The sequence below is a fragment of the Vibrio sp. SNU_ST1 genome (assembly GCF_030563405.1).
In the GTDB taxonomy this organism is placed as follows: Bacteria; Pseudomonadota; Gammaproteobacteria; order Enterobacterales; family Vibrionaceae; genus Vibrio.
In genome coordinates, this window is the sequence record NZ_CP130749.1 from 515,369 (window position 1) to 540,326 (window position 24,958).

Annotated in this window: 25 protein-coding genes; 15 read left to right on the forward strand and 10 right to left on the reverse strand. The window is 41.6% G+C overall.

Going from position 1 to position 24,958, the window contains the following annotated elements:
• Positions 1 to 119 precede the first annotated feature (119 nt).
• Positions 120 to 1,004: a LysR family transcriptional regulator gene (locus tag Q5H80_RS16595; protein ID WP_304570511.1), complete on the forward strand. Its 885-nt coding sequence runs from the start codon at positions 120 to 122 to the stop codon at positions 1,002 to 1,004.
• On the opposite strand, the gene Q5H80_RS16600 is transcribed toward Q5H80_RS16595, so the two are convergent.
• Positions 1,005 to 1,463 (reverse strand): prepilin peptidase, encoded by a 459-nt coding sequence (locus tag Q5H80_RS16600; protein WP_304570512.1) that lies wholly within the window; start codon positions 1,461 to 1,463, stop codon positions 1,005 to 1,007.
• A 210-nt stretch (positions 1,464 to 1,673) separates the two neighbouring features.
• Between Q5H80_RS16600 and Q5H80_RS16605 the strand changes: the two genes are divergently transcribed.
• The 13 genes from Q5H80_RS16605 to Q5H80_RS16665 are packed head-to-tail and all read left to right on the forward strand — an operon-like array spanning position 1,674 to position 12,860.
• Positions 1,674 to 1,886, forward strand: coding sequence for a Flp family type IVb pilin (locus Q5H80_RS16605; RefSeq protein WP_304570513.1), 213 nt, complete (start codon positions 1,674 to 1,676; stop codon positions 1,884 to 1,886).
• 54 nt (positions 1,887 to 1,940) lie between these two features.
• On the forward strand, positions 1,941 to 2,717 hold the full coding sequence (locus Q5H80_RS16610; RefSeq protein ID WP_304570515.1) for a pilus assembly protein CpaB: 777 nt from the start codon (positions 1,941 to 1,943) through the stop codon (positions 2,715 to 2,717).
• 1 nt (position 2,718) lies between these two features.
• Complete coding sequence (locus Q5H80_RS16615; RefSeq protein WP_192891125.1) at positions 2,719 to 4,044, forward strand: type II and III secretion system protein family protein; 1,326 nt, start codon at positions 2,719 to 2,721, stop codon at positions 4,042 to 4,044.
• Positions 4,044 to 4,505, forward strand: coding sequence for an ATPase (locus Q5H80_RS16620; protein WP_304570517.1), 462 nt, complete (start codon positions 4,044 to 4,046; stop codon positions 4,503 to 4,505). Before Q5H80_RS16615 ends, Q5H80_RS16620 begins: the two co-directional genes overlap by 1 nt.
• Positions 4,506 to 4,507: 2 nt before the next feature.
• The gene (locus Q5H80_RS16625; protein WP_304570518.1) at positions 4,508 to 5,701 is read left to right on the forward strand and encodes an AAA family ATPase; all 1,194 of its coding nucleotides are present in this window, start codon (positions 4,508 to 4,510) and stop codon (positions 5,699 to 5,701) included.
• On the forward strand, positions 5,698 to 6,963 hold the full coding sequence (locus Q5H80_RS16630) for a CpaF family protein (RefSeq protein ID WP_009845561.1): 1,266 nt from the start codon (positions 5,698 to 5,700) through the stop codon (positions 6,961 to 6,963). Before Q5H80_RS16625 ends, Q5H80_RS16630 begins: the two co-directional genes overlap by 4 nt.
• Positions 6,960 to 7,874 carry a type II secretion system F family protein gene (locus Q5H80_RS16635; RefSeq protein WP_192891122.1) on the forward strand — a complete coding sequence of 305 codons (915 nt, stop codon included), beginning with the start codon at positions 6,960 to 6,962 and terminating at the stop codon, positions 7,872 to 7,874. The genes Q5H80_RS16630 and Q5H80_RS16635 overlap by 4 nt, the downstream gene beginning before the upstream one ends.
• The gene (locus Q5H80_RS16640) at positions 7,874 to 8,740 is read left to right on the forward strand and encodes a type II secretion system F family protein (protein WP_304570519.1); all 867 of its coding nucleotides are present in this window, start codon (positions 7,874 to 7,876) and stop codon (positions 8,738 to 8,740) included. The genes Q5H80_RS16635 and Q5H80_RS16640 overlap by 1 nt, the downstream gene beginning before the upstream one ends.
• A 26-nt stretch (positions 8,741 to 8,766) precedes the next feature.
• A complete protein-coding gene (locus Q5H80_RS16645) occupies positions 8,767 to 9,867 on the forward strand; it encodes a tetratricopeptide repeat protein (protein ID WP_369809730.1) in 1,101 nt (366 codons plus the stop codon).
• Positions 9,864 to 10,400, forward strand: a complete 537-nt coding sequence (locus Q5H80_RS16650; protein WP_304570522.1) for a TadE/TadG family type IV pilus assembly protein — start codon at positions 9,864 to 9,866, stop codon at positions 10,398 to 10,400. The genes Q5H80_RS16645 and Q5H80_RS16650 overlap by 4 nt, the downstream gene beginning before the upstream one ends.
• The gene (tadF, locus tag Q5H80_RS16655) at positions 10,390 to 10,974 is read left to right on the forward strand and encodes a tight adherence pilus pseudopilin TadF (protein WP_304570523.1); all 585 of its coding nucleotides are present in this window, start codon (positions 10,390 to 10,392) and stop codon (positions 10,972 to 10,974) included. The genes Q5H80_RS16650 and tadF overlap by 11 nt, the downstream gene beginning before the upstream one ends.
• A gap of 1 nt (position 10,975) precedes the next feature.
• A complete protein-coding gene (locus Q5H80_RS16660) occupies positions 10,976 to 12,292 on the forward strand; it encodes a TadE/TadG family type IV pilus assembly protein (RefSeq protein ID WP_304570524.1) in 1,317 nt (438 codons plus the stop codon).
• Between the two features lies 1 nt (position 12,293).
• Complete coding sequence (locus Q5H80_RS16665) at positions 12,294 to 12,860, forward strand: OmpA family protein (RefSeq protein WP_304570525.1); 567 nt, start codon at positions 12,294 to 12,296, stop codon at positions 12,858 to 12,860.
• Between the two features lie 136 nt (positions 12,861 to 12,996).
• On the opposite strand, the gene Q5H80_RS16670 is transcribed toward Q5H80_RS16665, so the two are convergent.
• The 7 genes from Q5H80_RS16670 to moeA all read right to left on the reverse strand — a co-directional run bounded on the left by Q5H80_RS16670 (position 12,997) and on the right by moeA (position 22,125).
• Positions 12,997 to 15,300 carry a bifunctional diguanylate cyclase/phosphodiesterase gene (locus Q5H80_RS16670; RefSeq protein ID WP_304570526.1) on the reverse strand — a complete coding sequence of 768 codons (2,304 nt, stop codon included), beginning with the start codon at positions 15,298 to 15,300 and terminating at the stop codon, positions 12,997 to 12,999.
• Positions 15,301 to 15,683: 383 nt separating this feature from the next.
• Entirely contained in the window at positions 15,684 to 16,532 is an 849-nt protein-coding gene (locus Q5H80_RS16675) for a sulfurtransferase (protein WP_304570527.1), read from the reverse strand.
• A 53-nt stretch (positions 16,533 to 16,585) separates the two neighbouring features.
• Entirely contained in the window at positions 16,586 to 16,924 is a 339-nt protein-coding gene (locus Q5H80_RS16680; RefSeq protein ID WP_304570528.1) for a hypothetical protein, read from the reverse strand.
• 184 nt (positions 16,925 to 17,108) lie between these two features.
• Positions 17,109 to 17,732: a hypothetical protein gene (locus Q5H80_RS16685; protein WP_304570529.1), complete on the reverse strand. Its 624-nt coding sequence runs from the start codon at positions 17,730 to 17,732 to the stop codon at positions 17,109 to 17,111.
• Positions 17,733 to 17,743: 11 nt separating this feature from the next.
• On the reverse strand, positions 17,744 to 19,879 hold the full coding sequence (locus tag Q5H80_RS16690; protein ID WP_304570530.1) for an LruC domain-containing protein: 2,136 nt from the start codon (positions 19,877 to 19,879) through the stop codon (positions 17,744 to 17,746).
• A 249-nt stretch (positions 19,880 to 20,128) separates the two neighbouring features.
• Positions 20,129 to 20,878, reverse strand: a complete 750-nt coding sequence (gene moeB / locus Q5H80_RS16695; protein WP_304570531.1) for a molybdopterin-synthase adenylyltransferase MoeB — start codon at positions 20,876 to 20,878, stop codon at positions 20,129 to 20,131.
• A gap of 11 nt (positions 20,879 to 20,889) precedes the next feature.
• On the reverse strand, positions 20,890 to 22,125 hold the full coding sequence (gene moeA / locus Q5H80_RS16700; protein WP_304570532.1) for a molybdopterin molybdotransferase MoeA: 1,236 nt from the start codon (positions 22,123 to 22,125) through the stop codon (positions 20,890 to 20,892).
• A gap of 216 nt (positions 22,126 to 22,341) precedes the next feature.
• On the opposite strand from moeA, the gene folE reads away from it, so the two are divergent.
• Entirely contained in the window at positions 22,342 to 22,995 is a 654-nt protein-coding gene (gene folE / locus Q5H80_RS16705) for a GTP cyclohydrolase I FolE (protein WP_004731548.1), read from the forward strand.
• Positions 22,996 to 23,522: 527 nt separating this feature from the next.
• Here folE and Q5H80_RS16710 read toward each other — a convergent pair.
• Both Q5H80_RS16710 and Q5H80_RS16715 read right to left on the reverse strand, forming a co-directional pair.
• Positions 23,523 to 24,104: a hypothetical protein gene (locus tag Q5H80_RS16710; RefSeq protein ID WP_304570533.1), complete on the reverse strand. Its 582-nt coding sequence runs from the start codon at positions 24,102 to 24,104 to the stop codon at positions 23,523 to 23,525.
• The gene (locus Q5H80_RS16715; RefSeq protein WP_004731545.1) at positions 24,097 to 24,636 is read right to left on the reverse strand and encodes a YaeQ family protein; all 540 of its coding nucleotides are present in this window, start codon (positions 24,634 to 24,636) and stop codon (positions 24,097 to 24,099) included. The genes Q5H80_RS16710 and Q5H80_RS16715 overlap by 8 nt, the downstream gene beginning before the upstream one ends.
• Positions 24,637 to 24,958: the final 322 nt, after the last annotated feature.

Genomic DNA, 24,958 nt, shown 5'->3' on the forward strand with positions numbered 1-24,958 from the left:
ATTATTTATGAGTATATAAATAATGTTTTTTTGTATCTGGATGACACTATTGCTACTTTGACGCTGATTTTTAATAAGAATAATTAATAAAATAACGCAACATCGGGGTAGTTTGCACCATGAAAAACGTCAACAGGTCTATCGACGTCAAATATTTAAGAACATTTTCGCACGTTGCTAAACACAAAAGTTTTACAGCAGCCGCTGAGTCTTTATTTATGACCCAGCCCGCTGTATCTCAGCATATTAAAAAGATCGAAAGTACAATCGGGGCGAGTATTTTTGATAGGAAAGAGGGATTTTTACTCACTAAACACGGAAAAGTATTACTTGATTATGCAGACCAAACAATGTCTATGTACGAAAGATTGTTTGAAGATTTGGAAAAGGTTGAATTAAGAGATCAGTTCAATATAGCGATTTCTGAATCTTTTTGCTTTGATATGGTTGAGCGTGTAATCAATGAATTTCGAATGTTGAATAATATAGACTTGTCCATAAATAGCTTCACAAAATCCTCTTTATTAGATTCGTCTCGTTACGATTTAATTTTTACAATGGATAGGATTTCACAAGAAAATGGAAAATCGTATCAACTGAATACCGTGAACTATGTTATCGCGCATTCTAATTCACTTGACCCGCATGAGTGTTATCCGCAGAGAGTTGTTTTTTGTAGCTCCCTTCCCAAATCTTATGTACAAGAGATTCTCAACGATTATAACATTGACTCAAATCATGTGACGAGTTGGGTGAAAACAAGTTCATGTCAATTCCTTAAAAATGAACTGGAAACGAATGGAACTATTTTAATATTTCCTGAATGGTCGATACGTCACAATAAATGCAAGACAATACCATTACGTCAAAAAGTAAACATGTACGTTTGGTGTAGTGATGAAATTTCACAAGAGTTAGAGGCGTTAGGTATCAAAGATAAGATTCAACAATTATTTCAAATCAGTGATATTTCTAGTCCTATATTAGAGCGCAATATTATGTAGTCAGTTTGCTAAAATGGATATAGTGCTAAAAAAGAAACAGCTCACAGCAATAGGTATTCCGTAAGGAATGCCTTTTGTAAAGCTAGGTAATCCTCTTATCTTTCCTACGATGTACATAGCGAAAACCAAAAAGCCTCCTAGAAAACCTATACAAATCAATGTTATTGTAACTAAATTCGGCTGTATGCCAATGATTAAGGCACTGAGTAACTTTACATCTCCAGCTCCTATCACTTTTAGATACCAAAGTATAAAAAACACCACGAAACATAAAATCGCAATGGGTAGTGATGACATCAAGTAACCGTTATTTAACGCGACAATATTACTAAATATCAAAGCTATTTTGTTTAGGTTGTTTGGGATTTTTCTATGCCAACCATCAAAGAAGAATACAAACGACAATATTAAAAAATTTGTTGATATTAATACAATGTTAACTAATAAATCTATATTCATAGTTTGAGGGTATACTCAATAAATTTTCATTTCAACTGATGTTACGGTTATATTATTTATGGCTTTATAAAAATACCTTATCTCAATGCTCAATAAATTTGTGTTATGTGTCCATAATAACTATTAATTTGATGTATGTTTTTGTATCAGGTAAATTTTCCTCGCAATTTCAATTAGACCAATGGTCAACATACTTTTTATAGGATTATTATGTACTACAAAACCTTAGCAAAAATGGCTGAACTTAAAATGAAGTTCGAAGATGATGTACGCGGTGTTACCGCTGTGGAATATGCAATTATTGCTGTTGTAATGTCGGCTCTAGTATTAGCGGCATTTCAAACTGATGCGCTTAAAAATGCTATCACTGGTGCATTAACTAAAGTGACCACCAATTTGACTACAGCTACTACAGGCAAATAATCAGCCTCTAAGAATAATATATAAAGGGGCTTTTGCCCCTGTTTTAGGCTTAATATGAACAGAATTATCATTCTCCTTCTTGTCGCTTTTTCTATTTTCTCTACATTGATTTATATCAATATGAACTATATGTCATCTGATGAAGAACCACAGGAAGTTCAGCAGAAAGAAGAACCTAAGGTCAGTATTTTAGTCACTCAGAAAGCGATAAAACGTTCTCAACCGTTAACTCCTAATTTTTATGATAAGAAGTTTGTCCATATATCTGATTTAGATGGTTATTACTACACGTTAGAAGACGATCTTATTGTTGAACCTGGTGCTCTTTTTAAAGATGACATCAGTGCAGGTACCTATATAACACAAAATATGATCTCTAACCCGGGTGACCGAGATTATATGTACCTGTCATTAAATGACGGTGAATTACCTTATTTTTATGAAGTAACTGGTATCGGAGTCGTACAAACCGCAACGCTTACCCCTGGTGATAAAGTGAGCTTCGTTTCCACAACCTCATCAAAATCAAATCTAGTTGAGAATGGATATGGTGACATCGGTGATCTCGTTAGCCGAGTGATTATTAGTGGAGCTCGCGTGCTGCAGGTAATAAAAGGCAGTGAAGATACTGATTCAGAGGATGCCGAAGATAAAAAGTACAGTTTAGTTATTGCATTAAATATGCGCAGCGTTTTGAAACTCGAAATGGCTCAAAAAATCGGTGATGTGAATATCATTCCATCTGAAATCGAGAATCGCTATTTATCTATCCGCAGCAGTGACCTTTTAGAAACTCAGTTCGGTGTCAGAGAATTACGTGGTAAGGAATAACATGACTTTGAAGAAGAAAAATATAGCCTTGCTATTGTGCGGGATTCTTTCTTGTCCATTACTCGCATCAGAATTAATGAATTTGGATCAAGGCGCTGCGAAAACCATTAATTTGAAGCGACAGATATCAACGGTATTTGTGGCGAATCAAGAAATAGCTGACTACAAAATTATCGATGAAAACAAGGTTGTGGTTTACGGCGTTGGCCAGGGTACTACCTCAGTGATTGTTTATGACCGCGGTGGAAATGAAATTTACAATGCGGAATTGGTTGTCAATCAAAGCTTAAGACTTCTTAAGCAAACGCTCATCGCTCGATTCCCTGATGAAAGCGTTATGGTTTCCAATGTCGGTGACCAAGTGGTCTTAGACGGTATTGTCGGTAGCGAAGAGATTAAACAAAAGATCAATCGACTTGTCGGCGAAATGTTGAAGAAAGATCGTCGTAGAACGGCTTACGAGCTAAAGGATGCTGATGGTGAAGCTTTAGACGAGCTAGAGTACACGGCACAATACAACTATGACCAAGTCATTAATAACCTGAAAGTTTTAACCACCGAACAGATCAACGTAAAGCTGACTGTGGCGGAAGTGTCGAGCTCTTTCCTTACTGAATTAGGTGTGACTTACAGTGACAGTGGGGAGCCTGGGACTTTTGTGAATAAGCTCCTTGATTTTACGGCTCAAGATATCGTTTCTGTTATCTCCGCAAGTGGTGATGACAAAATCGGGCGGGTATTGGCCGAGCCCAACCTTTCTGTTATTTCGGGTGAGCAGGCCAGTTTCCTAGCAGGTGGCGAGATACCAATCGCTGTTCGAGATGAAGACGGGATTACCATCTCTTATAAAGAGTATGGAGTTAAGTTGGCCATGGTTGCAAAGGTCACGGATACAGAGAACATTCGTTTGACTCTTATTCCTGAAGTCAGTTCGATTGATGAATCAAACAAAACTACGACAGGTCTAATTTCTGTGCCTTCTTTGCGGACTCGACGAGCTCAAACAACAGTTCATTTAAAAGACGGGCAAAGCTTTGTACTGGCGGGGCTACTTACGTCAGAAGAGCGTGAATCGTTAACCAAGATACCAATTCTGGGGGATATCCCAATCCTTGGAGCTCTATTTAGCCACACTTCTACGAACCGCTCCAAAACGGAATTAATCATTGTTGCGACTGTCAATCTCGTTGATCCCGTCGAGCAAGAACAAGTTAAGTTACCAAGCTTTAGACGTACCAGTGACCTAGAACGATTGCTAAGAATAGACCTCTCAGATCTCGATGAACCTGAGTTGGAAGACACGATTAACCAAGGAGGGTTCAACTAATGAGATGGATCGTTATTACTTTAATAGTTTTTTTCACTTCTGCTTGTACTCATCTTGATACCAGTAACTCTAGTGTTATTGAACAATTAGAGGAACGCTTTGAATTTGACATGACGACTGATGAAGATTCGATGCCTCGTTCTGTGGCTTTTATTCGAGATCTCAACGTAAGAGAGCCAAAGGCGACGTTTTTGGTCAGATATAAGCCTGATGCGAGTGAGTTTGTCGCGAAGTTAAGCGATCGATTTAAGTCAGAGTCTATCTCTAAAGACAGATATAAAGTCGAGCTTGCCGATCATTACCAAGAAAAAAACATCCTAATCATAGGTCGATATGTCCGAATTAAAAGCAGTGACTGTGGAGTGATGGTGTTCTCGAAAAGGGAAGATTATCAATTTGGTTGTAGCGTTGAGCATAACCGAAACATCAGCTTGGTTAACCCAATTAAGAAGGCGAAATAGCTATGGACTTGGATATCTTGTTTCGTAATTCGTCTTCGAAAATGAAGTCGACAGTTGAGGCTACCGATCTCATTGTTTCAGACGATAGCGCCTTAACTGAATCGATTAATGATCTATACGCGATTGAAGGCTTTCCTAAACCACTTGAAGTCACCGATATTGATTTAGATGGCGTTTGGAATCAGTCAAATATCAAGCTTAATCATGTTGTACTTGATCTTCGCAGCGCATCTAACGTTATTGAGCAAGTATCCGAGATTTCGATTCGCCTAGATGTGAACATATCTTTGCTTGTTCTCTGCGATGTCGATTCTATAAAACTGCGTAACCAAGTGCATTCTCTGGGTGCTACTTATGTCTTGTGGGATCCTGAACTTGATGCGTTACTCGCGGCATTAAAAGCGACGCAAGAAGGTGAAAGCACCGTTAAAAAAACGCGAGTAGCTAAACGTATATTAGTGTTAGGAACCAAAGGCGGCATTGGAGTATCTTACGTAAGTTCTGTGTTAGCACATTCCTTAGCAGAGCAAGCAAACCTAAAGACACTCCTGGTGGATCATGATTCTGGAGCGCTAAACAGCGACATTTATATTGGTGTAAAAGGTTTGAAAGCCAAGCACAATAGTATCGACTTAAATCAGATCGATATCGACAGTGCGATAGCGAAAACCTATGTGCATGGCGTTAAAGAGAAACTTGATTATTTGGTTCTAGAGAAGAATGTTGCCTGTCTTTCTGATCACGCATCTACGCTGTACAACCTTTCGAGTCAACTAATTGATCAGTATAACTTTATTATCGATTCAGCGCCGCTGTCTTGCTACGAAGAGATGCACGATCAGGAGTTATCTGATAAGTATCACCGCATTTTTATTGTTTGCGAACCTTCGGTTTCTTCATTGCGTTCATACAACTCGTTGAAGAAGAAGATCGGTAAGTCTGAACACCAAGTTATTTTCAACCTGAATAGACCAGCGAAAGACTTCATGGTGACGCTCGCAAGCGCAAAAGAGAGGATCAAAGCCAAAGATAGCATTGATTTTATGTATGAGCCGTCACTTGAAAAAATAGTGGTGCAGCAGGGTATCAATGAGTTGCTTAAATCTAAGTCCTCGACTGCCGTTTTGAGTATGGTTGCCACGTTAACAGGCAAGAAAATTAAAACCAAATCACGTTTCAGTTTGTTTAGAAAATGAATCAATTAAAAGAAATTTACATCCAGCTTCGAGATGAAATCTTCGATGCTTTGGACGCCGCGACGCTTGTTGAAATCAGTAATCAAGAGTTAGAAGAACAGCTTAAGGATTCTGTCAATATATTGATCGACAAGAAGCAATTGCAAGTCAGCTCTCTTAAGCGCGTTGATCTAGTTAAAGCATTACTCGATGAGTTGAAAGGTCTTGGGCCGCTGCAAGCTTTGGTCGATAACGATGACATATCGGACATCATGATCAATGGGCCTTCCGATATCTTCATTGAAATCAATGGCAAAGTCGAGCAGTCACCCATTCAATTTGTTAATGAAAAGCAACTGAACACCATCGCTAAACGAATTGCTTCGAATGTAGGTCGTCGCATTGATGAATCGAAACCTCTTTGTGATGCTCGTTTGATGGATGGGAGTCGTGTAAATATTGTGATTCCACCGCTTGCAATAGATGGCACATCTATCTCTATTCGTAAGTTCAAAGAACAAAAAATTAGGCTTGAGAATCTAGCTGAGTTTGGTGCCATGTCTGTGGAAATGGCAAAGCTATTGTCCATAGCCAGTCACTGTAAGTGCAACATATTGATCTCTGGAGGTACGGGTTCAGGCAAAACGACATTGTTGAATGCGTTGTCTGGGTTCATTGGTGAAACGGAACGTATTGTTACCATTGAAGATGCTGCTGAGCTACAGCTTCAAAAGCCTCACATCGTTAGGCTTGAAACTCGACAAGCCAGCGTCGAAGGGACGGGAGAGATCACCGCGCGTGACCTTGTGATTAATGCCCTTCGTATGCGTCCCGACAGAATCATTGTAGGCGAATGTCGTGGTGGTGAAGCCTTTGAGATGCTTCAAGCCATGAATACTGGCCATGACGGATCTATGTCGACATTGCACGCTAACACACCTCGTGATGCCATTGCTCGTACTGAGAGCATGGTAATGATGGCAACAGCCAGTCTGCCTATATCAGCAATACGTAGAACCATCGTTAGTGCAGTAGACCTTATTGTTCAAGTAAAGCGCCTCCACGATGGTAGCCGCAAGGTGATGTACATTTCTGAAATTATCGGGATGGAAGGGGATAGCGTGGTGATGGAAGACATTTTTCGTTATGAAGCTACTTCAAATTTCAAAGATGGAAAGATGGAAGGTGAGTTCAGAACACCCGGTTTATCGACTCGTTCTGTGATTTATGAACGCGCAAAATTCTTTGGTTTAGAACAAGCAGTGAAGGAGATATTTACATGACCTTAATACTGATTGCTTCATGGAGCGCTTTGCTACTTTACTTCCTTATCCATCGCTCTCGTCAAAGCAAAAAATTGAGCAGCTTAATTGAGATGGAAGCTGAATTTGAAGGGGTTAAAGGTGTTCGTTCTGTTATTGATTCACAACAGTTTGAAGAGAGCTACAAAGCCCGGTTGAGGAAAAGTTACAAGAAGACCATCAAAGTATTTCAACCTAATATGTCTTTGAAGTTAATTCTATTTGCATCTGTGACAGCATCGGCAGTCTATGCGGTCAATGAGTTCTTCTTGCGTCAGGATTATTTTGTTTGCTTACTCCTTGCTGAACCAATCTTGTTCTTTGTTTTTTACACAAAGTTAAAGCAAAGACAGATGGACCGTTTCAAAACTAACTTCCCAGACGCATTGAACATTTTGAGCGGCGCTATTTCTTCTGGTCAAAGCATCATTCATGCGTTTGAGTACGTAGGTAAGCAGCTTGATAATGATGTGGGAAAAGAGTTCAAGCTTATGGCTGAGCGATTACTTATTGGTGAAGATCCTGATGATGTTCTTGAGCGTAGCAGCAATACTTTTCCTTATTTAGAGTATTTCTTTTTCGCTTCAACGATAAGAATCAACCTTGCTCGGGGTGGTCAGCTCAAAGATGTGATCAACAAAATTAATCGACTTATGTTTGATTCTCGAGCCGTTGAAAAAAAGAAAAATGCATTGACCTCAGAAGCGCGAGCTTCTGCCAAAATTATCGCCTGTTTGCCCGTGATTTTTCTTATCATCCTGAAGTTTACAAGCCCTGAGAACTACAGCTTTGTTATGTTTGAGGAAGCGGGACAACCTATTTTTTATTACGTTCTAGTGAGCGAATTATTAGGTTTCTTTTGCATCTGGCTGATTTTGCGAGGTGTAAATTGATGGACTTTGAAACTGCCATTGTTTGGAGTGTCATATTTATTATCTCTATGGTTCTAGCAACGTATTGCTTGCGTTTTTGGGATAACACGAGAGCAAATATAGAAACTAGAAAAATAATTGGTTCAACACGCGAAGAAAAAAAACGAACGGATTTATTTAAGGCTGTTTTGTCTCGGCTTAGTTTCAATAAGCATGAAACTAAGCGGAAGTTAGTCGCAGCTGGTTTTTACAATGACTTCCTTGCTGATGCTTACTATTTATTGAAAATAATCCCTTTTAGTATTTGCCTAGTATTAATTGGTCTTGACTTCTCTAACGGTAAAACCGAAGTAATATTTGCCTTACTGTATTTATTGGGGGCCTTATTAGCGTTTGTCATCGCGCCGGATTCTTATGTGTCTGCTCGAGGTAAAGCCAATATAAAGCACATCAGTTCAAGGTTACCTTTTTTACTCGACCTTATGAATGTTTGTGTCCATACCGGCATGACTATTGAGTCTAGCTTAGAGTACTTGGCGAAAGAACTTCACTCAGTAGACAGTAACCTTGCTCATGTTGTGAGAGTGACTGTCGAACGCTCGCGCCTGGTGGGCCTTGAAAAGGCATTAGAAGAATTTTACGAACTCGTACCAACCAGTGAGTCACAAAGTTTCGTAATGACCATGGTGCAGAGCCTCCAATTTGGCTCATCTGTTGGTCCCGTATTATCGACCTTAGCTACTGATATTCGAGAGCTAAACATGATGGATTTAGAAGAACGAATTGGAAAGATGGGGGCAAAAATGTCAATCCCGCTTATCGCTTTTATCATGGTTCCTATTGTTGTGCTAATTGCTGCCCCTGGTATTTTGAGGATGTTGATGTGATAAGAAAATATATATTAACCGTAATTATGTTGGTTTTAATCTCTGGTTGTACAACGGTTAATAATCAACTTGATACCAAAGAACAATTGCTCATTGGATCGGGTGATTCACAAAAGCTTATAGAGTTTTATAAGGCGAATATCCAATCTGACCCGGAATATAAAGTAAAACTTGTTAATTTGTATCTAGATCTTAAAGATATCAAATCGGCTGAATTATATCGAAGCACCTATAGTGAAAGTGACCTTGATGATCCTGAATTTATTCTAACCAATGCTCGAATTTACTATCAGAAAAAAAACTTTGAGTACGCATTAGAAGAGTTAGACAAGTATAGAGATGAAGGTGGAGCTGAGTATGAGTACCAACTTTTAACGGGAAAAATACTTGCTCAGCAAAAACGATTTTCTGAAGCAATTGAGCATTTTGAGGAAAGTCGAAAGCAAGGAGCCTCAGACAGAGAAGCTGGAAACAATATAGCCGTTGTAAAAATAATGCAGTCTGATTATTTAGGTGCGACGGACATTTTATATGACCTTTACCTGTCGAATCCAAACGACCAAAGAGTGAGCTCTAACTTGATTCTATCTTCGGTTAAATCTCAGCGACCGGATATCGCATTGGAAGTTCTGAAACATTCGAATAGTGATGAGCAGGCTCACAAGCAGCTATCTGCATTAATGAGGTCAATATCTAAAAGCAAAGGGAAGAAGGCCGTGACACAGTCAACGATAGAAATGGAACAACAGCTTATTGGTTCTCAAGTTAATTCAGGTGGCTTTGTAGCACCGACATCGCGAGTCAGTAAATTGGATACGACCGCAGAGTTTCAAGCTTCTAGACGCAGTGTCGATGGTTCGGTGCTTGACCCAAGAAAACTTAAACCCGGTGCAAAACCCATTTATCGAGTACAAGTTCTGGCTACGTATACGGCGATTCCTTCGGATTTCTTGAATTACTTAAAAACGAATTATGGCTCTGTTTATTCGTATACGCATGGACTGTGGAAGCGTTATTGCATTGGTGATTTTAATGACTTAGATGAAGCGAAAGCGTTCTTAAACAGTATCGATATTAAGGGAGCATTCGTTGTTGATTACACCAAGAAAAGGTATGTCCGACTATGAGATCGTTGAAACGAAAGCAAAAGGGGTCGTTGACGGTTGAAGTTGCTATGGGTATTCCGATCTTTCTGGCTATTGTCTTTGGATGGGTTGAAATCTGTATTTTGACCTTCTCAATGAGTATGACTGATCACGCATTAACGACAGCGGTGATGCGAACTAAAAAAGCGGGCGACTCGAGCAGTAGCAACTCCATTAACTACGGCCAAATGATCAAAGATGAGTTGGACAAAGCGGGCGGCTCTTTGTGGAGCAACGTAGTCAAAGAGGGGAGTGTGATCGTCCATGTTAACTATTTTCGAGATTACGAAGGCTTTCTGAAATGCACGGATACTTATGCTTCTGCAGATAAGTGTCCAGATAAGAAAGATGAACCGGAAGGTATGGCATTGGCTGTTTACGCTTTGGAATACACTTATGATCCGATTGTCTCCATATGGTTCCCAGACATGCCTATCAAGCGGGAAATTATCACTATTCAAGAATATGAAAGATGCTCTTTCAAAATTGGTCAGGGAGCGGGTTGTGCAAGCTAAACAAAAAGGTGCATTTGCAGTTGAGTTGGCGATGGTATTGGTCTTTGCGTCAGGCATTTTTGTCGTCGTAGTAAACCATATGTTGGCCATCAATAAAAAAGGACAACTCGACAGAGCTTCCTATTCATTGACCACAATCTTTGCTGAACGAAAACAATTGTTTAATGCCAATATGGATATCTGTGCGGGCGATTGTCGGAAAACAGAACACAACGCGTTTGTGATTGCTTCTGCTTCGATGAAACGAATGATTCCAAACTTTGATAAAACCAAATTTGGGATGCGTATTGACGAGATTAGGCTTGAAGAAACTGCTTTGTCTGGAGGTAAAGTAAATTACCGAAGGGTTCAAAAGACTCTGACCAAAGGGAGCATACACGGATGTGATTTTCCAGACATGAGTGATGTAACCAAAGAAAAAGCGATAGAAATACTCCCGCTGACATCTCGAGGCCGCAGGTTACCTATGTATCAGGTTTCTCTCTGTTATGAAATCCCGACGAATTTGATTGGTATCGCTAACGGAGAGGTTTTTCGCCTTGTGAGTACATCTTATTCATTTGCGAGGGTTTAAGGTGAAATCGATAAAGAAAAACCGAGGTGTCGCAGGTATTTTATTCGTTGGTCTTTTGCCTATGATGGTTATTTTTATGGCATTTTCGATGCAAATGTCTCAACAGATGCTGGCGCATACAAGGTTATTGGAAGCCGCAGAGGTTGCCAGTTTAGCACTTATTGCGAGTCCTAAAGAGGACGAAGAAAAGAACGTAAAGTATGCACGCTATTTAGTTGATAGATACGTTGTTGATAATACGGATGACGTTGATGTCGCGGTGTTTACAAGCCGTTGTGAGTACAAAGACGGCTGCGTTCAAGCAAGTGGTGAACTTGCTCCGTTTAGTGACTTTGTGGTGAGTGCGACTGCCAAGTATACGTCTTGGATCGCGTACGAAGAGATGAACTTAAAGCCAGAGTTTTCGGTAAGTGGGCGAGCAGTTACGCGTAAGTATCTCCCTCAGCCTGTTGATGTCTACTTTATCGGTGACTTTAGTGGCTCTATGACTTACTCGTGGAAGAACGGAAAAATGAAACTCGATGTTGTAAAGGAAACCATTAAACGAGTCGTCGACGACATTGAAGAGTTTAATACGGAAGAAAAGAGCCGAGTTGCTTTGCTCGGGTACAACCCGCTCCATGTAAAACAATCTGATGAGATAGTAAGACTTAATGCTTATGGTTATCGTGCTTCATGGCGAAAGAAATATGCTTATGATTACGCTCGGAACTCTCCTGCGACAACGGTTAGACAAATGTTTGATAAACCAACTTTGTATAATGAGATCATTGAACCATCGTATGGAATGAGTAGATATCAAGTAGAGAGACTTTATAAGCGAAATAATGATTTTGATGATGACTACAAGTTTTATGATATTCCACTGACTGAAGACTATGACAACTTTCGAGCTCAGTTGATGAGCGCTCAGTTGAAAGCTAGTGGAGGCACCTCTTCTTGGAACGGGATCATTGCCGCTGCGCAAGAAGCCAATAAGGCGACCAACCTTAACCCTGAACAAGTGTTTATTGTGTTATCCGATGGTAGCGACAATGACGAAACTTATTTACAGAAATTAGTGGATCAGGGGCTATGTAAAAAGCTGCGCTCAACCATTTCATCGAAACGAAATCGTTTCCAAAGTAATGCACCAACTGAAGCTGAGAAAACCAAAGTCACGATGGGTGTCATTGGTATTAATTATAAAGTGGCAGAAACCGATGGCTTTGGAGATTGCTTTGGTAAGAAAAATATCTATCACGCCAAAGATGGTGAAGATGTGTACAAGTACATTTTGAATTTGATTAATGAAGAAACCGGAAAACTAAAGGATTAACATGAGATACCTAGTGATTTTATCTACGATGCTAATGTCTCCATTGGGCTATGCAAACTGCTTGGGTGATGTTGGCGAATACGTCACTTCGAAAATGTTGGTGTCTTCTCATACTGTTACGACACAAGTGACTGGGAAGCTGGTAGAGCTAAATGAGAAACCTCAAAATGAGGTGATCAATAGAGAGAGTGAAGTGATTCAAATCGGAGCTCAAGATGATGTGTGTTTCTATGATAAAGCGACGCAATCCCTGGTGCTTAATTACCCAACTAATGTGTACCAATTGGATGAAAGCCATAAGCAAGTATTAGGTCAGTACCTTAGCTTAGTGAGTGATAAGTCCAAGATTTATATAGAGGGTCACGCAGATAGTGTAGGCAGTAAAGGCTACAACAAAGCCCTGTCATCTCGCCGTGCTGGGCAAGTGGCGAGCTACTTGAAAAAAGATCTTCATCAAGGAAGTCGCATTGTTGAATATGCATATGGTGAAAGCGCGCCAATTTGTAAGGTTGAAGACAACAAGGAAACAGGTTGTAACCGACGAGTTGTGATCACTGTTAAGTCGTAATGGGCTTGGTGTTCGTTGTCTGTATTTTTATTTTTTGGGCCGCGATGTTAAGCGGTGTATAAAGAAAGGGAGCCCGTTTGGGCTCCCTTTTTTGATTCATCGCGTTATTTGATAACTAGAGAAGATAACCAACCACCTACACCGTTGGTTCAGGTAGTTCTTCTTTCTCAACCTGAGTCGGCGTTAGATACTCACACAGCTCATCGTAAGGAATAGGGCGAGAGAAGTAATAGCCTTGCATCAAATCACATCCACAGGCCTTTAGAATTGCGAAGTGCTCGTTTGATTCTACACCTTCTGCTAATACTACCATGCCGAAGTTTTTGCCGATTGCGATAATGTTTTGCACCATGGTGAGTGACTGCTGGTCTACAGCAATGTTTTCAATGAAACTCTTATCGATCTTAAGTTCGTCGATAGGGAGTGCTTTTAACATGCTCAATGATGAGTAGCCCGTACCGAAGTCATCTAGAGAGATCTTAATATCGTTTTCTTTGAGGGCTTCAAACAGTGGTTTCACTATAGTCACATCTTCAATGAACAAGCTTTCAGTAATCTCGAGCGTTAAACAGCTTGGAGAGAACTGATATTTCTCAAGCGTAGCGAATAGGTGTTCTGAGAACGACTTATGTGAAAACTGACGTACGGATATATTGATCGAAAGACCGATCTTTTGTTCTGTCGTTCGGTGTAAATGAGCGATCTGCATAACACTAGATTCAATAATAAAGGTGCCGATTTTTTGCATTAAACCTGTGCTTTCAGCAATAGGAATAAATACATCTGGAGGGACAAAACCCAGTTCCTCGTCTATCCAACGCACAAGTGCTTCTACACCGTGAGTACTTTCATCGGCACGAACTAATGGTTGAAAAACCATAAATAAAGCTTGTTTATCGATAGCGATACGAAGCCTTTGTTCTACTCTCATTTTGTAGAGGTGGGCGTCTTGCATCTCGGTAGTGAAAATACTGTATGAGTTTTGCTGCTGTTTCGCTTTGTACATCGAAATATCGGCAGAGCGTAACAGGCTATCTAAATCTCTTCCGTGTTCTGGGAAGCGGGCAATACCTATACTACAACCCAACAAAAATTGAGAATTTTCCACGTCATAGGGTTGAGAGAGTACTTCAATAATTCGTTCTGATAGTCGCTTAATTTCAGATTCACTACTCAGCGGTGTTAAAAACAAGAACTCATCACTGGATTCTCGTACCAATAGGCTGACTCTGGAGCGAAACCGCATCAAACGTAATGCTATTTGTTTGAGCACCTTGTCTCCGAAGTCATGCCCATGGGTATCATTAACACATTTGAAGTTATCGATGTCGATAAACAGCAGTGAGAATGGCTCTGACTCATTTTCAATCCACTTACCAATGTTTTTTCGCATATAGGAGCGGTTGGGGAGAGAGGTTAATGGATCGTGATTGGCTTGGTAAATCAATTGGCTGCGAGTTCGTTGCTCGTTCTTGGCAATCGATTTTACTAAAAAGTAGAAACCAAGCTGAAGAACAGCAAAAACAAAGAAAAGAGCACCGAACTCTTTTGCGAATATACCATCAACGTGTGCTAGGTCTGTACGGCCGACAACCCAAAGCTTGTAGTCTGGAATGTAATTAGCGCTAACAATCGAGGGGGATATGCCATCATCGATACAGAAAGAGTACGTGTCTTTGCCCGCTTTTACTTCTTTGACGCTGACACTCACTTGTTCTGAAAAGCTTTTGGTAATACGAGCCATCAGATCGCCATCAACCGGTTTTAAATATGAGTCTAGCGATTCGATATCGCTAGAAAAAAACTGACGATAGTTGTCCGCTCTGAGTAGGGTCAACGTGTTGTAACTGCCTACGTGCGCATTGTTTTCGAACAAGATTGTGCTGTCTAATAGTAAGCCTGCTGTCATGACCGCATCGACGTTTTTGCCATCGACAGAAATGGATTTTCTCAACGGGATCACTAGGCTGTTAAGAAATTTTTGAAAGTAAGTGCGCCCCAAAACCATTTTATCGCTAGACATAGCTTCTAGGAACGAGTCTCTAGTGTATGGGTATTCTAGTAAGTTAAGTTGATCAGCCAGTTGTAGATTTGAACTGACTGCGAGGTAGTCTCCCTGAGGGTTTAATAACCCAAAGGCAGCAATTGCAGGGTGAGTGTCAAGCAGCTTATCTAATATTGGTCTAATTTGAATAGAAGCCGTACGGGTAAAATCAGACTGTTTGGCCAACTGGTGCCCAACCACTTCAAGTAATGCCTCTTGGCTAGTCAAAAGAGATCTTACTGAGCTAGAGAAAATATCGACTTGAATATGTTGTTGTTCAGTAAAGTCATCTCTGTTGGATTGCCACTTCGTTATACCAAACACACTGAAAAGTATCAGGGTAAGCAGTACGATCAGAGCGTACAGCGACCAGATATTTTTCTTAAATAGAGCCATGATATGCCTTTTGTTGGTGACTACTTTTAACTGACTGCAAGTGACAAACCTTTGTTTCGCTAGTGTGATTAATGCAACGAGGCATAGAAACATCAAAGATGAAGATATCTATGATTAAATAGTGTAACGGCTACGAACAGAGATTCTTGAATGAAATATTAACACTCATAAACGTGCTTACAATTAACCCATGATTAATCACAGTTTTACTAGAAATCATTTGGCTTTGCACAGTAGAAGCGTTAACTAAATCACTATGTCTTCGAGCAAACACGTTCGTCAAGCAACAAGAGGTTTTCTTGTCGAGGGTTTAACTGATCATCTTTAGTAAGTACTCTATGAATGCACAGTATATTCTAACAGTATCAGTAAGCTAAGTTGAATCACTTTTTAGTTATGGCAATAGGTAGCCTCTCGTTAGCGCCCCATTCAGTCCATGAGCCATCGTAAACGCCCATATCACTTGAATAACCAGCCAGTTTAGCGGCTAATAAAATGATGCAAGCCGTCACACCAGAGCCACAGCTAAAGAACATAGGCTTAGAAGAGGTTAGATCTAAGGTTGAAAATATCTCAATTAACTCTTCTTGAGGTTTCATTTTACCTGCATTTAAGACTTGTGCGAACGGCAAGCAAACTGAGTTTGGGATGTGGCCACTACGTAAGCCTTCACGTGGTTCTGGAACTTCTGAATCGAAGCGAGCTTGAGAACGCGCATCTACAATGTTCGCGCTCTTGTTATCGGAATAGCTTTCAATTTGCTGAGCATTAACAAAATAGTTGCCTTGAATATTTCTATTAAAATTCCCGGTTTGAACTTCTGTTTTATAGTCAGTGTCTGTTACGTAGCCGGCTTCTATCCATGCAGGTAAACCACCATCTAAGATATAAACGTTGTTGTGTCCCATTGCCATAAACATCCACCACGCACGTGGGGAGGCAAAGGTTCCTGAGTTATCGTAAACCACGATTGTGCTGTCTTGATTGATCCCGATTTCGCGAGCGCGAGTGTTGAAGTGTTTTTCGGTCGGGAACATGTGAGGAAGCAAAGTGTGCTTGTTACAAAAGTCCTTATCGTAGTCAAACCGAACGGCTCTAGGAATCATTTGTCCTTTGATCTTTTCCGACTCACTTGGAATCTGAAACTCGATACTGGCGTCGAGGATGATGATGTCGTTTTCTTCTAGTAGACGCTGTTGAAGCTGTTCTGGTGAGATGAGTGGCTGGTTCATTCTTGTTATATCCATTCTTGTTGTTATATCGAATATTGTTGTTATATCGACGGCTACTGCGCAGTTCGACAGTGGATGAACTGATAGCTGTTTTGTTCAGTTATTTGATTAGTTAATGTATCAAGCACAACAATAGAATCAATAGGGCAGTCTGTTGTTGGTGGAATCGATACACGAAATGTTTCTGTTTTGTTTTTTTCGCTTAACTCATTGTCTGACATTTCGACTGTTAAGTAACGTCTGTGTCCGTCAAGGGATTGAGTCAGAGTATTGGAGATGACTGTGGCTTCAATGCGTTCTCCGGTAGAAGATGTCATCGGGAAATAGGTGAGAGCCAACAGTACACCGACACCACACATTAAGATAAATAGACCTATTTTTAACTGTTTCATGAGAGTAAGTCTTTGAAGGTTATCTTGAAAAGATAAGTCAGATTGACGGTAAAGTGAATGTCATCAATCAGAAAATTTGAGTGGCTATCCATTCTTATACGTTCAAAAAGTGAGCATTGCTGCTCACTTTTTATTGATACAGAATCAGCTTTGCATCTGTTGACTACCAAACTGTCTCCGTCGATTACCAAACGATCTGGGAATCACTGCTTGATACCACTTGTTGTAATGGCGGTTGACCATCATAAAACCAAATCTCGACCAACAGTGAGTCGTGGTTGACTGGAGCCGTAAAGTTAGACGCGAAGACTCCGTTGTTTAATGAGCCTGCAATCACTTTACTCGAGTAGTCTGGTTTTAAGGTAGAGTCATCTCGTGTGCTAAAACGGCTATAAACGGTAACAAAAGACCGCGCAGTTGAGATACTGCTGATGTCGATATCGAGATCAAATTGCTCGACAGAGCTGTAATCAAACCCGTCGGGCACAACTAGGTCGTTCATTGTATAGATTGGCTCTGCTTCCACACTTGTGACTGGCGAGGGCGATGTTGTTACAGGAGGAGTTACTACCGGAGTTGTGGATACGACAGGTGCTGACGGCGTTGGTGATGGTGTCGATGCACTGCCGCCTTCACCTCCACCGCCGCCCCCACATCCCATTAATGCAAGTGGAGCAGCAGCTAAAATAATGGCTAACGATTTCTTCATGTTCCAAGTGCTTTGTACAGGCATACTTTCTTCCTTAGAGAGATTGCGACTTGAGTCAACGCAACAATTGTCTCGATATTGTTTAGTGTGAATAGTCATAACATCTCTCCTTAAGGTTCGTAGCGTTGGTTGTCAGCAGGTGATTGATACCATGTTTGGTTCGTGTCACCACCTGATTCCGCGTATTGTTTGAACTCTGGGTAAGCGGTAACAATATCCACGTACTCTAGAGGCCATTCCCATTCATCGTCGGAAGTCACTATCAGTGCCCAAGGATGATTCTCTGCTGTTTTGAAATATTTTCCAATTGTAGGATCACTGTCATCAACACCTAAGCCTGAGTCAAATAGGTTGTCAGTATCAAAGGCCTCGGTTGGAGCTTGGTCGGGTAAGTGAACCTCCCAGCTACGACCTGGATGCAGAGGTAAGTTTTCACCGTGATAATGCCCAGGAGTTGCGAAAATGAACGGGTCGTAAGGCATATCTGTCCAACTACCTGTACTTACTCCATCATTTGCTAAAGTAATACCGATTTGGAAGGAGAATTGTTCGTCATTCTTACATCCATTACTGGTACGGTAGAAGGTACAGTCGGTACTGATTTTCTCTGTAAGGTCGTTAGCAATAATAAAGATCGCCTCGCTACGTCCTTCTTCTAAGTCTAAATCCGTAAAGATGCCGTTGTGTTTCATGTAAGAGCTGCCGCTATCAACTGATGATGGTGCTAAGTTTGGCAGGCGAATGGCAAACCCGTTTCTGTAGCTTGCCCCTACCGCGGCTAAGCGGCCGTCGATGGTGGATTTCACTACTTTTCCATCTTTAAGGATCTCTGTAATTCGGTACATAATTACGGCGTCGTTCATATCGTAGTCCGCTTTATATGGCCAGTTGTCCTCGTAAGCTAGGGTTGCGTAACCAGAAGCGCTAGGGAAGTAGCGTGCAGTAGCGCCATCGTTGAGAACATCAACTTGAATATCCACCACCTCACCAGATGTAGAACCACCAAAGTAGTTCAAATTGGTTTGTTGACTGAATCTAAAACGAGCCCACGTAGTACCAGTCAGCGCGTTGATGTCAACGTTAAGGAATAGATCGTTTTCGCCCGCAGAAAGTTGGTAGTCGGTAAATACTTGTTCATTGGTACCGTCAAAGCTGCCATCTTGGTTCCAATCGATCCAAGCTGATAGATAGCCCGTTGTTGAAGCCTCGATTACAACTTTAGAATCAAGCCCTGCTTCTAGTGCGGTTACAAAACCGATACCACCGTTAGCCCATTCATCATCTACGCCAACAGTTTCATCAGACTGTGGTGTCACGTAACCATCTAAGTCAGCATCTGGTGGCGTTGTTCCTAACCAAGTTACGCCATCCAATTCATGTCTAGGACCATTGCTTGCTAACAGCGTTAGGTAACTATCAGGAGCATCCCCGAAGTCGATGCTTGAATCTTCATCCACAACAGGAGCATTAGCACAACGAGCACCATCATTTTGACCAGACGCTGGGCCATTCGACACAAATTCAACCGCAGGAACAATACCAGCATCGATATTGGTAGCGTTGCCTGGAGATAAGTTAATACGGTAGATTTTTCCGTCTTGGTTTCGAGATACGTAATAATAGCCGTTCACATCAAAGTACCCAGCACCAAACGTACCTAGTTCGCCGGTATCACCGATGTAGGTTTCTGCACCTGTGGTTGGGTTGAATTGGTACAAACCACCGGAGTTGTTATCAATACCATATAAAGAGCCATCACTAGGGTGGAAGGCAAAATCGGTCAAGTTTACAGTTGCAGGGCTGCCTGAAATTTTATTTACGGCTACGGTTGCGTTTGAATCGGTATCTAAAGGGGAAAGATCGACAGTGAATAGGCCTTTTCCTTTACGGTATAGGTAATAAACGTGATTATAAACATCACCAACATAAAAGGTGTGCTCAGTGGGTAAACCACTGGTATTGATCACTTCTGCTTGGAAATCTTGGCCAAGGCGAACTAAGCGTTTGTTTGTGGTGTCGTACCCGTAGATATATCGGTCTTCAAAATCAAAACCAACACCATTGATGTTGGCATTCATGCCCGTATCGTCTTCGAGAAGGGTAGTTGAACCAGTCACTAGGTTTACACCCCAAACTTCGACGGGTTTTGACTGAAAGAGGTATGCCTTGCTTGGACATGTATCGAATGGCGCTGCGTTGGCGACTAGAGGCGCACTTAATAGCAAACTTAACGTTGTGATTCTCATATCTACATCCTTGTCATGGAAGGTATAGATACTTAATCAAGTTGTATGCCATGTTTAAGTGTTTGATTATTAGGTGTTTTACCTTCTGTGAGTTGGGTTTTTACTTTTTTCTCAAAATGAGAATTCAAATGAAACCAATCTCTCATCTGTTATTTCAAATTGATAAAGACGTTAGCAGGCTAATTTTGAACGATAAAAAGCCCTGACTCGAGGCCAAGGCTTAGGTGTATAGGAGAGAGAATTGTTCGGTTACCCACACACTGAGCAATTAGGCATCTTCATTAAGTTCATCTCACGCCAGTTGTGTGACATCGCATCTAGAATTAAAAGTTTGCCTTGCTTGGGTTGCCCAAACTTAGCAATTACTTTGATAGCTTCCAAAGCTTGAGCCGCGCCAACCATGCCGACAACCGGAGCCATAACACCCGCTTCAACACAGCTTAGCGCAGCATTGCCAAATAGAGCACTCAAACATTGGTAACACGGTGCGTCTGCATCCTGATAGGTGAATACGCTAATTTGACCTTCCATGCGAATTGCGGCTCCAGAGACAAGTGGTGTCTTTGAGGCGTAGCACAAGCGATTAAGTTGATTGCGCGTTTCAACGTTGTCACTGGCATCAAGAACAAGCGAGTGCGTTTCAATCAACTTTTCAAGCGCTTGGTCATCAAGCCTGTGGTCGACAGTTTCAATTGTCAGATGAGGGTTCAATACCTGCAGCGACTCGGCTGCCGAATTGACTTTCTTCTTACCAATATCAGCATCGGTATGAAGCACTTGTCGCTGCAAATTCGAAAGTTCGACATCATCATCATCGATAAGAGTCAGCTTACCTATGCCCGCAGTTGCAAGGTATTGAGCAGAAGCACAACCTAAGCCTCCTGCACCTAACACCAAGATCGAACTCTGCTTAAGTGCTTCTTGGCCTTCAAAATCAAACTGTTTAAGGATGATTTGGCGGTTGTAACGAAGCATCTCTGCGTCAGACAGTATTTCCATCACAAGCCTCGTTAGTAAAGCGTCGAGTTAAACAGCTGAATTTGAACCGTTTCACCCACTTCTACACGTCCGCGTTCGCGCTCTAGTACCACAAAGCAGTTTGCTAGACTCATAGAACGGAAAGCACCTGAACTTTGGTTACCCGTTGTTTCTACAACAAACTGACCGTTTTCAATGGTGTAAATACCACGCTGATAATCAGTACGGCCTGGGCCTTTTTTGAATGCAGACTTGGTTATAGCAGGAATAGATTCTGGCGCTGTCCACGCAGTATGACCCGCAAGCTTAGCCAGCATAGGTTGAACCAGTACGTACATCGTCATCATCGCTGATACTGGGTTACCCGGTAGGCCACAGAACCACGCGTTATCTAATTCACCGAATGCGAACGGTTTGCCCGGTTTGATTGCCAGTTTCCAGAAGCCGATTTGGCCGATCTCTTCCAAAATGTCTTTGGTGTAATCCGCCTCACCAACACTCACGCCACCAGAAGTCACAACTACATCTGCTATTTGCTGTGCTTTTTCGAAGGTTTCTTTAAGCGTCGCAGGACAATCTGGGATGATACCTAGGTCGATTGCTTCACAGCCAAAGGCTTCGATTAATGGTTTAATACCGTAACGGTTACTGTCGTAGATCTGACCGTCTTCAAGAGGTTGACCTAATGGTTTTAGTTCATCGCCAGTAGAGAAGAAAGCGACTTTAGGCTTGTGTAACACAGTTACGTGACTCACACCCAATGAAGCAATCATTGGAATGTCGCGAGGTGTTAAACGTTCGCCGCGGCTGAGAACGATATCACCTTGCTTGATGTCGTCACCGGTAGGACGAATGCTGTTGTTTAGCTTAATATCATCTTGTTGGATTTCAACGCCTGCGTCTGTTTCACGCGTGTTTTCTTGCATCACGACCGCATCACACCCTTTTGGGATTTTTGCGCCTGTCATAATGCGAATACAAGTGTTCGTTGGCCACTCGCCTTCAAATGGTTGGCCTGCGAAGGACTTGCCTGCCAAAGGTAGTACTTTACCGTTCTTTAGATCGGCTAAACGCAGTGCGTAGCCATCCATTGCTGAGTTATCAAAAGGAGGTACGAAAATAGGGGATAGAATATCTTCAGCAAGTACGTAACCCAATGCATCCGCCAGTGGCAGTGATAAAGTCGTTTGAATCGGTTTAATTGGTGATAGCAGCTTATCTAGTGCTTCTTCAATTGGCATCAAGCCCGGAGCGTCGCAACAGCCCATAATTGAAATCCTTTGGTCGTTATTATTTTGATTTAGTGGTTGGCAATGGTGGCTCAATAATTATCAAATCACGGTTGTTCGCCAACGAAATTGCAGCCACTTTAGCATAGTTTAAGCCCCGTAAATAATGACCTCCCTTAAAATATGGGTGTATTTATTCAAAATTACGAGTATCCTTGTTTGCCATCCAGAAGGGGTATTAAAAGAGGAAGTTCAATGTCAGGTCTTAGCGAATCAGCGAAGTTGGTTAAAGATGCGCTAGCAAGCCGCGGATTAGAGACACCAATGCGTCCTAACCAGGTTAGCCGAGAAGAGAAAAAGGAACGAATCGAACACCATATGCGTGAGATTCTCACTCTCCTTGAACTTGATCTTGCCGATGACAGTCTGGAAGAAACACCACAACGTATTGCGAAAATGTATGTGGATGAGATTTTCTCTGGTTTGGATTACGCCAATTTTCCTAAAATCACCGTGATCGAAAACAAGATGGGTGTTCGTGAGATGGTACGAGTAAAAGACATTACCGTAACTAGCACATGTGAGCATCACTTAGTCACCATTGATGGTAAAACCGCAGTAGCTTACATTCCGCAAGGTAAGATCATTGGTCTTTCGAAGATCAACCGAATCGTTCGTTTTTTTGCTCAACGTCCTCAAGTTCAAGAACGTATGACGCAGCAAATCCTTGTAGCATTGCAAACCCTACTAGAAACGGATGATGTTGCTGTCACCATGGATGCGGTTCATTACTGCGTAAAATCTCGTGGTGTTATGGACGCAACCAGCGAAACGACGACAACAGCACTGGGTGGTATCTTCAGATCAAACCCAGCAACGCGCCACGAATTCTTACACGGCCTGCGTTAATACGTTTCGTTATTTGATAAGCTCGATTTAGCCTCTGTAAATTGATGTTCGTTGAAAATAAATTTTCTAAGCCTCGCTTTTTGCGGGGCTTTTTTGTACTTGTAATGAAGTAAACGGCAAAGACCGCGAATGTCGTCATTCCCTAGAGTGAAGAATGAGCGACTCATTCACTTTTGTCATTCCCTAAAGTGAGGAACGAACGTAATAGGGAATCTGTTTTGATTAGGTGTTTATTAGTGTGGTTAGCGGGAGATCCCCGACTCAGTCGTTCCTCCTTCTCGAGGATGACGGCGAGTGAGGTAAAATACGAGGGTGGGGGTTCAGTGTGTATGCTACGCCAGCCTTTTAGAAGCAAACGCTGATGATCTTGCAGAATGAGCGACTTAGTCCCTTTCGTCATTCCCTAAAGTGAGGAACGAGCGTAATAGGGAATCTGCATTTTCGATGTGGGTTGGTTGGAACGGAAATTAGATGCGCTCTACAGAATCTATAAAGCGCAAATTTGGGTACAGCAGCTGGTGGAGTGCTTAAGAAAGATTAAACAAACGCTTAAAGCGGTGAACAAAACCGGCCGGCTTGTTCTCAGCTTGATAGGTGTTCAAACCATCATAAAAACTTGCCATGAACTCTACGCGTATCTCATCACCGGTGTTTCTCGATACGCGAGACAGTAGCGCAGCGGCTACTGCAGCGTGATCATTGGCTAAGCTGTAATCCATTCCTAGCCGCCCCTGAACGAACAACCACAAATGAGTGATTAACTTTAACTGCTGAGCGTTAGAGTTTTGAAACTTGTCGCTGTGCTCAGTGCCCACTGTAGTATCGAATACATTTTGCATTGCCTCATTCGCTTCTTTATTGCTTTCAAAGCGATAGCTTGCATCGATATGTACCTTGGTTAACAGGCCAAGCAACGTCTGACGTGCAGAGTTGTCCGGTTTGTTCTCGCAAGCGTGTCTAAACAGAGCATGGTTTTCATCAATAAATGACTTTAACTCTTTTTCATAACCAGTCGTCAGCGCTTTGACTGAATCGAGACCTGCGCGCTGCAAACAGGCTTCGAGCTTAGTTTGGCGCTGAGGTTCAGTCTGAGTTTGGATCTCAGTCATTACTCTGTAGCTCTTCCCACGTGACTTCTGCAGATTGAGTGTCGCTGTTTACAAACGCAGAGTTACCCGACAGCATTACTGAAAGGTCCATAGTACGTTGTGTCATCGCTGCTAGTTGCTCAATACCATCGTTGTCTAGACGAACGATCTGAGCTTTCAGGTAACCGAATTTACCTTTGTTCTGTTCCCACCAAACATTCGATTTAGTGTTGAAGCTAAACACGCTCACAGACTTAGATAGGCGAGTCGCTTTCTTAACACGTTCTGGATCGGGTTCGCCCACATCAATCCACTCTAAGATTTGGTCATCTAACGACTTCTGCCATAAATCCGGTTCTTCAATGCTAGACAATCCTTTAGTGAACTCAAGTTCAGGAGATGCATTGATACAGAAAGCAATGATACGCGCCATCATGCGCTGTTCTGTTTCAGAAGGGTGTTGTGCAACCGTTAGATTAAAAGAGTCGTAATAGTCGCGATTCATATCGGTTAAAGAGATACGAAACTTATAGATTGTGGGTTTTAGAGCCATGTGATGTAAGGGTTCCAATCGGATGAGGTGTACTATAGGTGTACCAATGAGTTTTTTGAAATCACAGCCTATAGATAAGTTGTGCCTAGTATAAACGAAGTAGAACAGTTAGCTAGCAAGAAGAAATTTTAAGTAATACTTGATTTAACGGTTGCCCCAAATTGACTGATAGTAAGTCGTTATTTTCTTTCGAGTGAGTTTCATTAAAATCATTAGATTATGATAAATAGAAAAATCAGATGGCGACAACTCTCTGTTTTTTTTGAAATAGATAGCACTCATTAAGTTAATTGGTCTGAGTTTATGGTTAAAATGATGTTTC

Coding starts and splice junctions, on each gene's coding strand:
- Q5H80_RS16595 (WP_304570511.1), top strand. CDS start 120: ATGAAAAACGTCAACAGGTCTATCGACGTCAAATATTTAAGAACATTT.
- Q5H80_RS16600 (WP_304570512.1), bottom strand. CDS start 1,463: ATGAATATAGATTTATTAGTTAACATTGTATTAATATCAACAAATTTT.
- Q5H80_RS16605 (WP_304570513.1), top strand. CDS start 1,674: ATGTACTACAAAACCTTAGCAAAAATGGCTGAACTTAAAATGAAGTTC.
- Q5H80_RS16610 (WP_304570515.1), top strand. CDS start 1,941: ATGAACAGAATTATCATTCTCCTTCTTGTCGCTTTTTCTATTTTCTCT.
- Q5H80_RS16615 (WP_192891125.1), top strand. CDS start 2,719: ATGACTTTGAAGAAGAAAAATATAGCCTTGCTATTGTGCGGGATTCTT.
- Q5H80_RS16620 (WP_304570517.1), top strand. CDS start 4,044: ATGAGATGGATCGTTATTACTTTAATAGTTTTTTTCACTTCTGCTTGT.
- Q5H80_RS16625 (WP_304570518.1), top strand. CDS start 4,508: ATGGACTTGGATATCTTGTTTCGTAATTCGTCTTCGAAAATGAAGTCG.
- Q5H80_RS16630 (WP_009845561.1), top strand. CDS start 5,698: ATGAATCAATTAAAAGAAATTTACATCCAGCTTCGAGATGAAATCTTC.
- Q5H80_RS16635 (WP_192891122.1), top strand. CDS start 6,960: ATGACCTTAATACTGATTGCTTCATGGAGCGCTTTGCTACTTTACTTC.
- Q5H80_RS16640 (WP_304570519.1), top strand. CDS start 7,874: ATGGACTTTGAAACTGCCATTGTTTGGAGTGTCATATTTATTATCTCT.
- Q5H80_RS16645 (WP_369809730.1), top strand. CDS start 8,767: ATGTTGGTTTTAATCTCTGGTTGTACAACGGTTAATAATCAACTTGAT.
- Q5H80_RS16650 (WP_304570522.1), top strand. CDS start 9,864: ATGAGATCGTTGAAACGAAAGCAAAAGGGGTCGTTGACGGTTGAAGTT.
- Q5H80_RS16665 (WP_304570525.1), top strand. CDS start 12,294: ATGAGATACCTAGTGATTTTATCTACGATGCTAATGTCTCCATTGGGC.
- Q5H80_RS16670 (WP_304570526.1), bottom strand. CDS start 15,300: ATGGCTCTATTTAAGAAAAATATCTGGTCGCTGTACGCTCTGATCGTA.
- Q5H80_RS16675 (WP_304570527.1), bottom strand. CDS start 16,532: ATGAACCAGCCACTCATCTCACCAGAACAGCTTCAACAGCGTCTACTA.
- Q5H80_RS16680 (WP_304570528.1), bottom strand. CDS start 16,924: ATGAAACAGTTAAAAATAGGTCTATTTATCTTAATGTGTGGTGTCGGT.
- Q5H80_RS16685 (WP_304570529.1), bottom strand. CDS start 17,732: ATGACTATTCACACTAAACAATATCGAGACAATTGTTGCGTTGACTCA.
- Q5H80_RS16690 (WP_304570530.1), bottom strand. CDS start 19,879: ATGAGAATCACAACGTTAAGTTTGCTATTAAGTGCGCCTCTAGTCGCC.
- moeB (WP_304570531.1), bottom strand. CDS start 20,878: ATGGAAATACTGTCTGACGCAGAGATGCTTCGTTACAACCGCCAAATC.
- moeA (WP_304570532.1), bottom strand. CDS start 22,125: ATGGGCTGTTGCGACGCTCCGGGCTTGATGCCAATTGAAGAAGCACTA.
- folE (WP_004731548.1), top strand. CDS start 22,342: ATGTCAGGTCTTAGCGAATCAGCGAAGTTGGTTAAAGATGCGCTAGCA.
- Q5H80_RS16710 (WP_304570533.1), bottom strand. CDS start 24,104: ATGACTGAGATCCAAACTCAGACTGAACCTCAGCGCCAAACTAAGCTC.
- Q5H80_RS16715 (WP_004731545.1), bottom strand. CDS start 24,636: ATGGCTCTAAAACCCACAATCTATAAGTTTCGTATCTCTTTAACCGAT.